At 59.3% G+C, this 14,487-nt stretch carries 8 protein-coding genes, 2 tRNA genes and 2 rRNA genes (1 of these 12 cut by a window edge); 9 read left to right on the forward strand and 3 right to left on the reverse strand.

Annotated features, from left to right (window positions below; all coding sequences use genetic code 11):
• Positions 1 to 209: 209 nt before the first annotated feature.
• The 5 genes from clpB to B5525_RS16080 all read left to right on the forward strand — a co-directional run bounded on the left by clpB (position 210) and on the right by B5525_RS16080 (position 7,443).
• Positions 210 to 2,849, forward strand: coding sequence for an ATP-dependent chaperone ClpB (gene clpB / locus B5525_RS16060; RefSeq protein ID WP_079566875.1), 2,640 nt, complete (start codon positions 210 to 212; stop codon positions 2,847 to 2,849).
• A gap of 431 nt (positions 2,850 to 3,280) precedes the next feature.
• Positions 3,281 to 4,102, forward strand: coding sequence for an AfsR/SARP family transcriptional regulator (locus B5525_RS16065; protein ID WP_154073260.1), 822 nt, complete (start codon positions 3,281 to 3,283; stop codon positions 4,100 to 4,102).
• Positions 4,103 to 4,324: 222 nt separating this feature from the next.
• On the forward strand, positions 4,325 to 4,567 hold the full coding sequence (locus tag B5525_RS16070; protein WP_079566877.1) for a hypothetical protein: 243 nt from the start codon (positions 4,325 to 4,327) through the stop codon (positions 4,565 to 4,567).
• Positions 4,568 to 4,676: 109 nt separating this feature from the next.
• Positions 4,677 to 5,927: a hypothetical protein gene (locus B5525_RS16075; protein ID WP_154073261.1), complete on the forward strand. Its 1,251-nt coding sequence runs from the start codon at positions 4,677 to 4,679 to the stop codon at positions 5,925 to 5,927.
• Between the two features lie 37 nt (positions 5,928 to 5,964).
• Positions 5,965 to 7,443 (forward strand): hypothetical protein, encoded by a 1,479-nt coding sequence (locus B5525_RS16080; RefSeq protein ID WP_079566879.1) that lies wholly within the window; start codon positions 5,965 to 5,967, stop codon positions 7,441 to 7,443.
• Positions 7,444 to 8,094: 651 nt separating this feature from the next.
• Here B5525_RS16080 and B5525_RS16085 read toward each other — a convergent pair.
• The 3 genes from B5525_RS16085 to B5525_RS16095 form a co-directional block, all read right to left on the reverse strand.
• Complete coding sequence (locus B5525_RS16085; protein WP_079566880.1) at positions 8,095 to 8,358, reverse strand: hypothetical protein; 264 nt, start codon at positions 8,356 to 8,358, stop codon at positions 8,095 to 8,097.
• Positions 8,359 to 8,420: 62 nt separating this feature from the next.
• Positions 8,421 to 8,783 carry an SPW repeat protein gene (locus B5525_RS16090; RefSeq protein ID WP_079566881.1) on the reverse strand — a complete coding sequence of 121 codons (363 nt, stop codon included), beginning with the start codon at positions 8,781 to 8,783 and terminating at the stop codon, positions 8,421 to 8,423.
• 220 nt (positions 8,784 to 9,003) lie between these two features.
• Positions 9,004 to 11,076, reverse strand: coding sequence for a M23 family metallopeptidase (locus B5525_RS16095; protein WP_079566882.1), 2,073 nt, complete (start codon positions 11,074 to 11,076; stop codon positions 9,004 to 9,006).
• Positions 11,077 to 11,928: 852 nt separating this feature from the next.
• Between B5525_RS16095 and B5525_RS16100 the strand changes: the two genes are divergently transcribed.
• From B5525_RS16100 to B5525_RS16115, 4 genes are all read left to right on the forward strand, one after another.
• Positions 11,929 to 13,417: ribosomal RNA gene (locus B5525_RS16100) — 16S ribosomal RNA — on the forward strand.
• A 206-nt stretch (positions 13,418 to 13,623) separates the two neighbouring features.
• Positions 13,624 to 13,700 (forward strand) — tRNA-Ile (locus B5525_RS16105).
• Positions 13,701 to 13,755: 55 nt separating this feature from the next.
• Positions 13,756 to 13,831: transfer RNA gene (locus tag B5525_RS16110), tRNA-Ala, on the forward strand.
• A 411-nt stretch (positions 13,832 to 14,242) separates the two neighbouring features.
• A 23S ribosomal RNA gene (locus B5525_RS16115) occupies positions 14,243 to 14,487 on the forward strand; it runs 2,615 nt beyond the window's last position.
• Together the 16S and 23S rRNA genes with 2 tRNA genes alongside form the textbook arrangement of a ribosomal RNA operon.

The following is a 14,487-nucleotide window of genomic DNA, read 5'->3' on the forward strand; positions in this document are numbered from 1 at the left end:
GGGATTCCCGACCCCTGCGCCACTGCACACGATTTTGTGAATTCGCCTCTTCCGTTTCCGCAAGCCCCTTCCCACATTTGCCTCAAGCCGGCGCAAGCCTCGGCGACGACCGCGGCCGGTTGAGGAATGTCAATGCGGCTTCGCGGAACCCCAATGAAGATGCTGTGTCCGTGCCTTAGGGGCGGAGCGGCAGGCTGAGGGAAATAGCTATGAATTTTGAAAAATACACCGAGCGTGCGCGCGGTTTCATCCAGTCTGCGCAGTCGCTCGCGATGCGCGAAGGCCACCAGCAGTTTTCGGCGCTGCATATGCTGAAGGTGCTGTTGGACGATAGCGAGGGCCTCGCCGGCGGCCTGATCGACCGCTCCGGGGGCAATTCCCGCGCGATCCTGAAGGCCACCGAAGACGCGCTCAACAAGCTGCCAAAGGTTTCCGGAAGCGGCGCCGGACAGGTCTATCTCGCGCCGGAACTGGCGCGCGCGTTCGATGCCGCTGAAAAGGCGGCCGAGAAGGCTGGCGACAGTTTTGTCACCGTCGAACGGTTGCTCCTGGGGCTGACGCTCGAGAAGGGCAGCGATGCCGGCAGCATCCTGCGCAAGGGCGGCGTCACGCCGCAGAATTTGAACGCGGCGATCGAAGCGCTGCGCAAGGGCCGCACCGCCGATAGTGCGACGGCCGAAAATGCCTACGACGCGCTGAAGAAATACGCCCGCGACCTGACTCAGGCGGCGCGCGAGGGCAAGCTCGATCCGGTGATCGGCCGCGATGAGGAAATCCGCCGCACCATCCAGGTGCTGTCCCGCCGCACCAAGAACAATCCCGTGCTGATCGGCGAGCCCGGCGTCGGCAAGACCGCGATCGTCGAAGGCCTGGCGTTGCGGATTCTCAATGGCGACGTGCCGGAGAGTCTCAAGGACAAGAAACTGCTGTCGCTCGACATGGGTGCGCTGATCGCCGGCGCGAAATACCGCGGCGAGTTCGAAGAACGGCTGAAAGCCGTGCTGCAGGAAGTCACTTCGGCCGAGGGCTCCATCATCCTGTTCATTGACGAGATGCACACGCTGATCGGCGCCGGCAAGGCCGACGGAGCGATGGACGCGTCCAACCTGCTGAAACCCGCGCTGGCGCGTGGCGAATTGCACTGCATCGGCGCGACCACGCTGGACGAGTATCGCAAGCACGTCGAAAAGGACGCCGCGCTGGCGCGCCGGTTCCAGCCGATCTTCGTCTCCGAGCCGACGGTCGAGGACACCATCTCGATCCTGCGCGGACTGAAGGACAAATACGAGCAGCACCACGGCGTGCGCATCACCGATTCCGCGCTGGTGGCGGCTGCCACGCTGTCGAACCGCTACATCACCGACCGCTTCCTTCCCGACAAGGCGATCGACCTGATGGACGAGGCCGCGGCGCGGCTGAAGATGCAGGTCGATTCCAAGCCGGAAGAGCTGGATTCGATGGACCGGGAAATCATCCGGCTCAAGATCGAGCAGGAAGCGCTGAAGAAGGAAAGCGATGCCGGCTCGAAGAGCCGCCTGCAGACGCTGGAAAAGGAACTTGCCGACCTCGAGGAGAAGTCGGCGGCGCTGACGTCGCGCTGGAGCGCGGAAAAGAACAAGCTCTCCAACGCGCAGAAGCTCAAGAGCGAGCTCGACGCGCTTCGCATCGAACTCGCCAACGCCCAGCGCCGCGGCGAATATCAGCGCGCTGGTGAACTCGCCTATGGCCGCATTCCAGAGCTTGAAAAGAAGCTCGCCGATATCGAGGCCAAGGAAAACGCCGGCGAGATGATGGAGGAGGCGGTCACCGCCAATCACATCGCCCAGGTAGTGTCGCGCTGGACCGGCGTGCCCGTCGACAAGATGCTGGAAGGCGAGAAGGACAAGCTCCTGAAGATGGAGGGCAGCCTCGGCAACCGCGTGGTCGGCCAGGCCGAAGCGGTGCATGCGGTGGCGACCGCCGTGCGCCGTTCGCGCGCCGGCCTGCAGGATCCGAACCGCCCGATGGGCTCGTTCATGTTCTTAGGCCCCACCGGCGTCGGCAAGACCGAACTGACGAAAGCGCTCGCCGAATATCTGTTCAACGACGAGACCGCGATGGTCCGCCTCGACATGTCCGAATACATGGAGAAGCATTCGGTATCGCGGCTGATCGGCGCGCCTCCGGGCTATGTCGGTTATGACGAGGGCGGCGCACTCACCGAGGCGGTGCGGCGCCGGCCCTACCAGGTCGTGCTGTTCGACGAGATCGAGAAGGCGCATCCCGATGTCTTCAACGTGCTGCTGCAGGTGCTCGACGACGGCCGGCTGACCGACGGTCAGGGCCGCACCGTCGACTTCCGCAACACGCTGATCATCATGACCTCGAATCTCGGCTCCGAATTCCTGGTCAATCAGCCGGAAGGCGAGGACACCTCCGCGGTGCGCGAGCAGGTGATGGGTACGGTGCGCGCGCACTTCCGTCCCGAATTCCTCAACCGTGTCGACGAAATCATCCTCTTCCACCGCTTGCAAAAGAGCGAGATGGGCCGGATCGTCGAGATCCAGTTCTCCCGGCTGCAGAAGCTGCTGGAAGAGCGCAAGATCACGCTCACGCTCGACGCCGCGGCGCGCGATTGGCTCGCTGCCAAGGGCTGGGATCCCGCCTATGGCGCGAGGCCCCTGAAGCGGGTGATCCAGCGCAGCCTGCAGGATCCGCTGGCGGAGATGATCCTCGCCAGCGACGTCAAGGACGGCGATCGCGTGGCGATCTCGGTGGAAGGCAACGTGCTGACCTTCAACGGCAAGGCGCCGCAGACCGCCGAGATCGCGCAGTTCGAAGCGCCGGTGCCCAAACGGAAGCTGAACTGACGGCAACTAAAGCCCTCTCCGCGACGCGGAGAGGGCCAATTGCGCCCGTATTTCCCGAAAAAAATTCTGAAATTCAAAGTTGCGGCGCTCGGTTGAATGACGCTGCAATTTCAGCGTGCGGCAGGACGTCGCACGCTGAGGGGGTGTTGTGTAAAAGTGACACGCATCGCGATTTATCGCGATGAATGTAAAATCATCTTGAACAACTTACCATTTCATCACCACAATCGCGTTCGGGTCGTTGTCTGCCCGCGCAATACGTGATGCGAGCAACGCGCTGGTTGCGCGGCGTTGGGCGCTGTTGGTTGGTGATATTCGCTGGCGGTATTCTTTGGGGTTATTGGATGAAGCCGTAATTCCAGGCCGGAATTGGTGAAAAGCCAGAAGCGGCATTTTATTTTATTTGTGTTCGCGCGGGAGGGGAAACCGTGTTGGCCGTTAGTTTTCTCGGCGCCAGTCGAGTTACGAGTAGCAGCGAAAAGATCTGGTCGGACCTCGGTCCAGCGGGACGGCGATTAGCCGGTTTCCTTTTTACCTTTCCGGATCGCCCGCATCGTCGCGAGCGGCTTATCGACTTGTTTTGGCCGGAGCTTGATGCCGAGAGGGGGCGCCGCGCGATGAATTCGGCTGTCTGGCGGCTGCGGAAGTTGCTTGCCTCGGCTCCCGAATACAAAGAAGGCCACAGCTTGAGGACAGTTGGTCCGGAGACCATTCTCGAAAGGACGCCGTGGCTGGATGTTGACACCTGGGCGCTGCTTGAGGCGGCACAGACGACTCTTAGTGGTCCGGAGCCGGATTTGGGATCAGCCGCGATAAAGGAGATTCTCGCGGTTCTGTACCGTTACGAGGGGCCGTTCCTGGACGGCGAAGATGCCGATTGGATCTTGGAGGAACGCGAGCGGTTGCACTCCCTTTTCATCCGGTCGGCAATGATCGTTGTTCGTCATCTCGGGCTTTGTGCCCAGTACCACGATGCGATACTGCTCGCCCGTCACGCGCTGCGCTTCGATCCCTACCGTGAAGAACTGGTTCGGCACCTTCTGACTTTGCTCGCGCTCGATGAAAGAAGAATCGACGCTATTCGGTATTACGATCACTGGATCGGAATGATCCGAAAAGAGCTGGGCATCTCGCCGCTTCCGGCGACACGCGCGGCGATTGAAGAGATCAGAGATTTACACAATGCCGAAAACGCCCAGCATCTGCGTGCTCGGCTGGTTGGCCGTGACGAGAGGCCGCGTTTCGCCATTTAGGGCGACCGCCGCAAGTTCTGCGGCTGCCGACGAACCCCCTTATTTCCGGATAAACCGTGCGTGCCGGGCGAAAGCCCGGCTTCTCCCGTCCGCGCCGTGATCCTGCCGTGATCGGGACCGCGTCCGCCTGATACCGCTACGCCGATTGCGCGTGATCGGCAGACGACAATCCCGCAACCGTTGCACAATCGTCCCGAGTTCGCGCCATGCGAACCTCGCCTCATGACCGAACAAAGACCGCTGCTGGATCAGGTTTTCATTCTGCGCTTCTGGCGGGAATCCGCCGATGCCGGCGAGCACGTTCGTTGGCGGGCCCTGGTACGCAACATCAACACGCGTCGGCGGGACGTAGTCGATGACGTGCAGCGCGCGTTTGCGATTGTCGCCTCCAATTTGAACGCCGCGGCCGGGGAACATGAGGGACCGGAGCATTTTGACGTCGAGCCATTAACACCTGAGCATTGAGAGATAGCGCGTGCGCGGAACCCATCGCTTAACCGTTAACCTTCAGCCGTCGCGAGCCAAAGTGCGGTGGGACCGTGACTTTGCTCGCAGTGTGGTAATCGTTGCGTGCGTGGGGCTGGCGCTGCTGGTTGCCGGCTGCGATCCAACAAGGGATTCTCGTTATCTCCGCGAGGGCATTGGAACGGATCTTTACTGGGATGGTCTTCCTGCATCCACACAGCTTCAAGACATTTATCTCGCGAACATTTGCTCGCAAGCGCTTAGTCGAACGGCAAGGAGCATCGATACTGTCAGTTGCGACGGCTTGAGCCTCACGCCGCGTGATTGGGGACTGCTTGTTCAGGCCGGCATGAATGACATCGACCTTCGGTGTGATGCGTATCTTTCGTGGCTCTACGACAGGAAAAGCTCCAAAGAACCTTTTCTCAAAGAACTTGCAAGCATCGGCGGCGCAGCCGCGGGCATTCTGAAAGCGACCGACGCCGGCTCGACGCCAATTGCCTTAACAGCCATCGCGTTTGGACTCGCGGCCGAGACGTTTACCAACATTGATCTTCGGCTCGTGAACGCGGTCGACTATACCACGGTAGACTCGGTCGTACGAGATAACAGAACTCGATTCCGCGTCAACAATCTCGATCTCGTCATCGATAACAGGCCAGCCGCTATCTACGTCTTGCGCAACTATCTGTCGATTTGCGTTCCTGATTCGATTGAAATGAGTATCAACAATACGGTCACCGTCTATCATCGCGGCGGTCCCGATGCGCTGCGAATGCCGCCGATCGGTTTAAGAACAGCACCCGCTACGTCGGCCACCTCGGCAGCGGTGAGGGGAGCAGTAATCTCCGACGTTCGAAAGCGGCTGCCGTCGGAGGATTTCCGCCCGGCAGGACTGGACGCTAAGGATATATTTAACGCTCAAGTCGAAAAAGCACTGTGTGTGTCACAAACCGGCGAAACAAAGGATCAAGCGGTCACCAATTTTCTTGTGGGGCGCGGTCTGGTGGACCCATCAAGCCCGCAGACCGCGAAAGTTCCGAAACTCAACCAGCTTCTGAAGAATGTAGCTGCGGACGTGAGCGACTGTAAAAAAAATGGATTCAGGAACGCTTTTGAGGTCGGGCGATACGGCGCGACGAGTGATTACCCCAAGGGACAGGTCAAGCTCGCCATCGGCGAACTCCAAGATGCTTTGCGGAAGAAAATCGGCATGCAGCCTACCGCCCTTCCGAATAAAGGCGAACTCGACTCGGCGACAAGGACGGCGATTAGTGATTTTCGCAACAAAAATAACTTCGACAAGCAACTCGGCGATCAGGTTGACAACAAGCTTTATTTGAAGGTCACAGAGCCCTGACGGGCCGGTGAATTGATATTTCGGGAGTGATCTTGCAATGCCGTTCATGACGTCTGGAAGAACACTGCGCAAAGACCCCAATGGCGAGCAAATGATGGTTCGCTTTAGCCCGGGCTTCGAAGTCACCATACTTCAGGAGAGCGAAGGCTGGGTTCAGGTCCAACGGGGCGCTGTTATTGGCTGGGTCACAAAGGATGTAGTTGGCGACACGTCGCCTTTAGCTGCGGACACTTCGGTCGATAATGCGGCGTTCTTCCGGCAGTGCTGGCTCGAAGGTCTTAGTACTGCAGTGTTTCCGCACTATCTTGCGGGGATGGCCAAGCTTCGTTCCGATATCAAGAATGACACCCAGAACAATCAGATCGGGCCGTTTCGTTTGCTGCAGTCGGAATGGGATGCCGGCAGAAAGGACCCAACCCTCAGCTTGATCGACTTCGGAGCCGCCGACGTCCAGGATTGGGGTTTCCAATTGGCAATGTTTGCCGCGATGGCGGCGCAAGACTTTGAGGCGATCAAGACCGCTCTTGGGCGATCACCGAGCGCACATGAGCTTTGCCTAGCGCAGCTGATAGGGCCGACGGCGGCTGCTATCGCGTTGGCTAATCCGAGCGCTTCGATCGCAGCGGATCTTGGTCCCCCCCTGCAAGCCGCGGCGCTTCCTTGGGGAGGATTGACGGGCGCCCAGGTTATTGACCGTTACTCGAAATATTTGGGCAATCCCGGTCCGCCGCCAGCGTCGGCGAACGGAACCGCCGCGTTGAACAGTATCGCCACCGACCTGCAGACTGCACTCGACTCAGTGAAGGATGACATTATCGCTGCGGGAAACGATGTGTTGGGTGTAACGCCCGGCTCTGCGGATCTGGTGCAGAGTGCGACAACGCCCGGACCCGCGCAGCCTGCACCGGCCGGTCGTCTGCCCAAGACGCCGTCCGGTCCTGGGCCGGCGGGAAAGCCGGGCGCGGGGGGACATCTCGGCCAGTTGATTGCGAGAGGCGAAGGCGACTACGGCACCTTCAATCGCGGCAATGCGGGCGACTCGGCGAGAAAGAAGATCGATTTTTCGAAAATGACCATCCAGCAAATCATGACCTTGCAGGCGCTACCCTCGGGAAATCCCAACAGGTTGTTTGCCGTTGGAAAATACCAAGTTATCCCAGTTACCATGCGGGGCGCCGTCGCGGTTCTGGGGATCAACACCAGCGACACGTTCGATCCAGCCATGCAGGAAAATGTGTTCCGCAATTATCTCATTGCCGCCAAGCGGCCGAGCGTGAAGAGATATATCATCGGTCAGAGCAACAACCTCCTCGGCGCTCAATTCGCGTTGGCGTTGGAATTTGCCTCCGTTGCCGATCCAAACACGGGAAAATCTCACTATGGCGGATCGGGTGGCAACCGGGCGTCAATCACGAGCGCGGAAACCGCGGCCGCTCTTAACGACGAGCGAGTGCAATACCAAGAAAACCTTGTCGAAGGCATGCCAGCGGACGGCGCGTGGAACGCGCTTTCCTGATGCCAGGCCGGGCACGGAATTACCCGTCAATCAAAAGCGTTTCGCTAACGACAATCGTTGCGACATTTGGAGATCGTGGTAACGACCGGTATATCGTTGATGGTACTGACATCGATAACAATGTCGGCTTTCCGCCAGCGAAAATTGCAGTTGGCTTCGCCGGTGCCTGCACAAGCTTGCATCTCCGGCCTTCCTTCACATCGACTGTCGCCCTGTATGCATCGATCGGCGTCGGCCGTGCTGGCCGGTTGCCATCCAAATTTCAACAGGCGTTCCCGTACAGCCGAATATAGTTCGCGCCTTTTGAAGGCCGGGTTGGTCGTCGGCGCCTTGGGATGCCGCGCTTTCGTCCAACTATTTCGAGGGGCTCGTTCAATCGTCTGAGCCATGGCTGCCGAGCAACCGCCTGAGGCATCGCGATATGCGCAATGGTCTGCAAGGTGCCTCGGCAATGCGTGTCGGCGTTCGGTGCTAGCCGATGCCAGGCCGGCCACGACCAACAGGCCACTCAAAATCAAGGATACGGTTACGATCAATCGTTTCGTCATGGCGATATACTCTAGTACGCGCATGACGCGTGCGACAATGGGCTCTGCGGGGCGTTGGCTGCTTGCGCCGCAGGTCCGACCTGCAGGGATATCGATATCAAACCTATTCGACGGGAGCGCCCGCTTCCCCAACCTCTCCTTCCTGTTCTTCGTCCGTCTCAAGCTCTGCGAGGATATCGATCAACTCGCGAACCCGTCCGGTCGGCAGCGGTTTGCCGGCGTTCAGGAGCGGATCGTCATCGATAGCCCAAGCCTGCGCTTCCGCCAGTTCCTCCGCCGAGGCACCGGTTCCGATGATCTCTGCGATGGTCACGTCGTCGGCCTGGCCGACCGCTTTGATGACGTCGTCCCGTATCAGCTGCTTCATGGCTTTGATCCCTCAGGCTTGCCGTCACCACCCCGCCTCGGGCGGGGTGGTGACGCTGCGCCTCAGCGGTTCATTGTCAAGCGCGGCGGGTTTTGCGACATGATCCAGAGTTCGAGGGCGGCAAGGATGGCGACTGCCGCGCCGATGACCACGTGAACCTTCGTCGCCGCGCCGCTACCCTGGAAGCCCAATACCCAGGGTGAAACGAGCGTCCACAATCCAACGATCAGGTTCAGCCATTCCTCCCAGACGGCAAACGCCGCCAGCGCCGCGATCGCGAGTACCGCGATGACAATGCCGGCGATAAAGGCGTTCTGAGAGGTTTTTCCGGCCTCGAACCCGAACATCCAGGGTGAAAAGAACAGGATCGCGCCCAGGATCAGGTTGGCGACGTCGCATAACTTCGCGTTGGTCCAATTGTCCATGACATCCTCCCTTTGAAGGCTTGCCAACACGATTCAAACCAAGGAGTTCCGCCCAGGTTCCAACGGGTTATTGAAATTTAATGAAACCGGCATGCATGCGGTGATCGATATGCTGCCGCTCGGGGCCGTCCTACCGCGATGGGAACCGTCTTCCTGGCCTGCGCGAACACGGTTTCGTAACTGGCGGTGTTATTTCACAATGCGAGCGAAGTGGGGGGTCTCAGCGATTGCTGATCTGCCGCACGCCGGTTGAGCCGGTGGCGTCCGATAACCGTGCGGTGCCGCGGGTGTTCATCATGCCGTCGAGACGGTCGCGTTCCTTCTCGAAGCTTGCCAGCAGCGGCCCGTCCAGCGAGCGGCCGCGCGGCAGCTTGATGCGCATCGGATCGACGAAACGGCCGTTGACCAGGATTTCATAGTGCACGTGCGGACCGGTCGACATGCCCGTCGACCCGACGAAGCCGATCACCTGGCCCTGCCGCACCCGCTTGCCGACCTCCAGGCCCTTGGCGAAGGCCGACATGTGGCCGTACGCGGTCTCGTAACCATTGCTGTGCTTCAGGCGGACATATTTTCCGTAGCCGCCCTCGGGGCCGACTTTTTCGACGACGCCGTTGCCGGAGGCGAAAATCGGCGTTCCGTAGGCCGTGGCCCAGTCGACACCGGTGTGCATCTTGACGAAGCCGAGGATGGGATGGCGGCGCCCGCCGAAGCCCGATCGCATGATCGCATTGCTGACGGGCTTGCGCACCAGGAATTTCTTCGCGCTCTTGCCGGTCTCGTCGTAGTAGTCGATCACGGAGTCGTCGGGGGTCTGGAACCGGTAATATTTCTTGGTCTCGCCACCGACGGTAAGCGAAGCATACAGCACCTCGCTCTTTTCGTTGGCGTTGGTGCCGTCGTCTTCGCCGGCGTAGAACACGTCGAAGGAGTCGCCGGGCTGCACCTTGCGCTGGAAGTCGACGTCATAGGAGTAGATGCGGACCATGTCCTCGATGACGTTCGCCGGCACCTTGTTGCGCAGCGCGGTCTCGTAGATGCTCTGATAGAGCCGGACCCCGCTGCCGTCGTCGTCATCGTCGTCGCCGTTGTCGGTGGTCTCGGCGACGGTGTTCATGCTCTGCACGTCGACGGCGACGTATTTGCCGAGGTCGGACAGCGCCGCGACGGCTTCGATATTGGAATCGTTGGCGACGATCACCCGGTAGGGCTGCAGCCGCTGGCCCGGGCCCGCGGGCGCCATCAGGATGCGCAGCTTCTGGCCTTCCTTCAGTCCGCCGTCGCGGCCGCGGGGGCCGAGCGTGGCGGCGATGGCTTTCGCCTCTTCCGGCGTGGCGCCCTGGTCGCGCAGCACCGAGGTGACGCTATCGCCCTTCTTGACGATGTGGATGCGTTCGCCGGTCGGATTGCCGCCGGTGACCTGGTCCTTGGTCTTCGCCAGCAGTGTGACGTTTTCCGGGACAACGCGGGTTTCAAAGCCGGCATAGGGATCGGGCGTGCTGCCCTCGCTGGCGTAGGCCAGTTTCATGTCCGACTGGGTACCGCTGGCGCCGGTGGCGTCCGCGGCGGCGTTGGCGAGCGCCGCATAGCGCACGCCGCTGCTGCCGCGCCAATTCGAGGCGTCACGCACCCGCATCAGGATATCGTCCAGCGCGACCACCGCGGCGACCTTCGCCTTCGGCAGGATCGGCGCCAGGTCCTTGGTGACGAACGAAACCTCGGCATCGGGTTCGGCCGCATTCGCCGCGTCGGCGGTGGCATTGGGATCGTCGGAGGCGGCGGGCGATGGGCCGCCGACATCACCCAGCATGCGCTGGGCGTTGAACGGCGGGATCTTGGAACTGAGATCGCTGGTCGTCATCGACAGATTGCCGGAGATGCGGACGAAGGGCCGCACCCGCATGACGTCGCGGTTGCCGACGCGGGCCACCGTGGAGACCCGCACCACGCTGCGCGCCGCGGTCGATTCCCCGGGCGGCGGCAGGCGATCGCTTTTGTGCAGGCTGGCCGTCTTGTCATTGGCGCCGAACGCGCCGCGCAGCGCTCCCTCGACCCGCTCCGGCACTTTGGCGAAGGTCATTTCGCCGTCGAGAGACGCAAAAACGGCGCCGCCGATAAGGGCTGCGCCGCACAGGCCGGTGAGAATGGTACCGCTAAACCATTGTACGGAGACGCGGCGGCGATCGATCACCGCGGCCTCGGAACCGTCGACGGAAAGCGGCGGCTCGTGACCGAGATCGATGATCCCGGTCTCGCGTCCGTAGCCGCCCCCGCCTGACGTCCTGTGGCTCAACCCGCCGTCCCCCCAAATTCCATCAACATTCGACGAGATCTTTTTCCATTCCTGATCCGCGTTCGCCCTCTGAAAGGGTGATCCGGGACCACGGCGTGCCGCATAGATGTCCGCTAATCAATGGCCAAAGCGAGGCCGGGATCACGAACAACAATGGTCTTTAAGATCTCTCGATGTTTCCAGGCATAAGGGAAAGGCGATGGGTTCCATTGGAGATCGCCGATCCCTCGGTAGAACAAACGCCGGCAGCCCCCACTGGTACCCGGCGATTCAATGTATACGTAGTGCCAGAACGTCGCAGGATTGTGGCTCAAGTACGGCGCAAAGTCCCGAAATATCGGGACTTCTTCGTGGTTCAAGATTCTCACAGGCGATGCGACGATTTGTTGACAACACCCGTTGACAACGCCGATCGGGCGGGACTATAACCCGGCCACTGAGCGCGGCGCTGTTTTGGCTCTTGGCCAAGACATGTTTTCGTGCCCGTGAAGCTCCTCATTAAGATGAGTGAATCAACAGCCGATGACAGTCGGTTGTCATTTGCCGTCGAGTGAGAACTTCCGACCCTTCCTTAACGGGAAGGGACCAAAGCTCTCGGCTACGGGAGAGGGGTCTTCGGACCCCGGGCTGTTTGACAAGTGAAGATGAAGAAAGAGAAACGTGGACGGCGGAGTCCTTGCGAGTCTCGAATACTTGAAAACTTCGGTTTCCATCTTTCGAGGCTGGACGAAAGACTTCGGCGGAACACGTTTACATAGGTTACACCATCGTCGTCCGCGATGTGAATCGCAGGCGATAAATATGGTGGGACCTCGTCAAACGTTGTGATCAGCCGGTTTAAAGTTTCAAGTCCAACTTGAGAGTTTGATCCTGGCTCAGAGCGAACGCTGGCGGCAGGCTTAACACATGCAAGTCGAGCGGGCGTAGCAATACGTCAGCGGCAGACGGGTGAGTAACGCGTGGGAACGTACCTTTTGGTTCGGAACAACACAGGGAAACTTGTGCTAATACCGGATAAGCCCTTACGGGGAAAGATTTATCGCCGAAAGATCGGCCCGCGTCTGATTAGCTAGTTGGTGAGGTAATGGCTCACCAAGGCGACGATCAGTAGCTGGTCTGAGAGGATGATCAGCCACATTGGGACTGAGACACGGCCCAAACTCCTACGGGAGGCAGCAGTGGGGAATATTGGACAATGGGCGCAAGCCTGATCCAGCCATGCCGCGTGAGTGATGAAGGCCCTAGGGTTGTAAAGCTCTTTTGTGCGGGAAGATAATGACGGTACCGCAAGAATAAGCCCCGGCTAACTTCGTGCCAGCAGCCGCGGTAATACGAAGGGGGCTAGCGTTGCTCGGAATCACTGGGCGTAAAGGGTGCGTAGGCGGGTCTTTAAGTCAGGGGTGAAATCCTGGAGCTCAACTCCAGAACTGCCTTTGATACTGAGGATCTTGAGTTCGGGAGAGGTGAGTGGAACTGCGAGTGTAGAGGTGAAATTCGTAGATATTCGCAAGAACACCAGTGGCGAAGGCGGCTCACTGGCCCGATACTGACGCTGAGGCACGAAAGCGTGGGGAGCAAACAGGATTAGATACCCTGGTAGTCCACGCCGTAAACGATGAATGCCAGCCGTTAGTGGGTTTACTCACTAGTGGCGCAGCTAACGCTTTAAGCATTCCGCCTGGGGAGTACGGTCGCAAGATTAAAACTCAAAGGAATTGACGGGGGCCCGCACAAGCGGTGGAGCATGTGGTTTAATTCGACGCAACGCGCAGAACCTTACCAGCCCTTGACATCCCGGTCGCGGATTCCAGAGACGGAATCCTTCAGTTCGGCTGGACCGGAGACAGGTGCTGCATGGCTGTCGTCAGCTCGTGTCGTGAGATGTTGGGTTAAGTCCCGCAACGAGCGCAACCCCCGTCCTTAGTTGCTACCATTTAGTTGAGCACTCTAAGGAGACTGCCGGTGATAAGCCGCGAGGAAGGTGGGGATGACGTCAAGTCCTCATGGCCCTTACGGGCTGGGCTACACACGTGCTACAATGGCGGTGACAATGGGACGCTAAGGGGCAACCCTTCGCAAATCTCAAAAAGCCGTCTCAGTTCGGATTGGGCTCTGCAACTCGAGCCCATGAAGTTGGAATCGCTAGTAATCGTGGATCAGCACGCCACGGTGAATACGTTCCCGGGCCTTGTACACACCGCCCGTCACACCATGGGAGTTGGTTTTACCTGAAGACGGTGCGCTAACCGCAAGGGGGCAGCCGGCCACGGTAGGGTCAGCGACTGGGGTGAAGTCGTAACAAGGTAGCCGTAGGGGAACCTGCGGCTGGATCACCTCCTTTCTAAGGATGGTTCTTCAGAAGCTTGCTTCTATCGAACCTCTTCAGAAACATCAGGGGCCAACAGTTTCAGGATTGTTGAGCTCCATTGGCGGGATTTCGCCGTCTTCGTTTCTCTTTCTTCGCGGACGAACACGCGCCAGGGGCTGCGCTTGTGCGACGCATCTGGCCGGTCGGCCGGTGCGCGCGAGCGGGTTCCTAGTCGTTAGGGGCTTGTAGCTCAGTTGGTTAGAGCGCGCGCTTGATAAGCGTGAGGTCGGAAGTTCAAGTCTTCCCAGGCCCACCACCTTGATCGAGCGTATGCGTCTTTTATCCAGCTTAACGCATTCGTCTTCTGGTACGGGGCCATAGCTCAGCTGGGAGAGCGCGTGCTTTGCAAGCATGAGGTCGTCGGTTCGATCCCGTCTGGCTCCACCAGATGGAATTGAAGATCGATGCATTGCTTTTGACTAGAGCGCTTCGAACAATCGTCCGCGAAACATCACTTCGCATGCAGCGTCTTCACAGATGTCGCTTGCGGGATTTCTGACATCGTAAAGAGGAGATCGATCCGAGTTTTGGATCCGCAAAGCAATTTGTGGAATCCAATTCATAATCTCCAGGTCATTTCGGCGCTCGTTCATCGCAAGATGAGTGAGTTGTAAATGATCTTTTTAGCGAAGCTTGACCGCCTCGCTATCGGGTTGATCTTACGAAGCAAGCTGGTCTTTCTAATCAGTGTCCAGCCGCATGCAGCATTCATCGAGGGTGCGTGCCTTTGAGACTTCGGTCTTTTGGCAAGTGTGCGGACTACATTCTGCCGAGTGTGTGGACATTGATAATGAGAGCAATCAAGTGCCTTAAGGGTGTTCGGTGGATGCCTTGGCGCTGAGAGGCGATGAAGGACGTGCTACGCTGCGATAAGCCGTGGGGAGCTGCGAAGAAGCTTTGATCCACGGATTTCCGAATGGGGAAACCCACCTTCGATAGCTGGAACTCCAAGGCCTTGTGTCTTGGGGTTCGTACAAGTCTGTGAAAGCAGATGTGTGTGAAACCATGCCGTAAGGTTTTGGATTTCCAGTTATCAAGTGAAG

This window comes from Bradyrhizobium erythrophlei (assembly GCF_900129505.1).
Taxonomy (GTDB): Bacteria; Pseudomonadota; Alphaproteobacteria; order Rhizobiales; family Xanthobacteraceae; genus Bradyrhizobium; species Bradyrhizobium erythrophlei_D.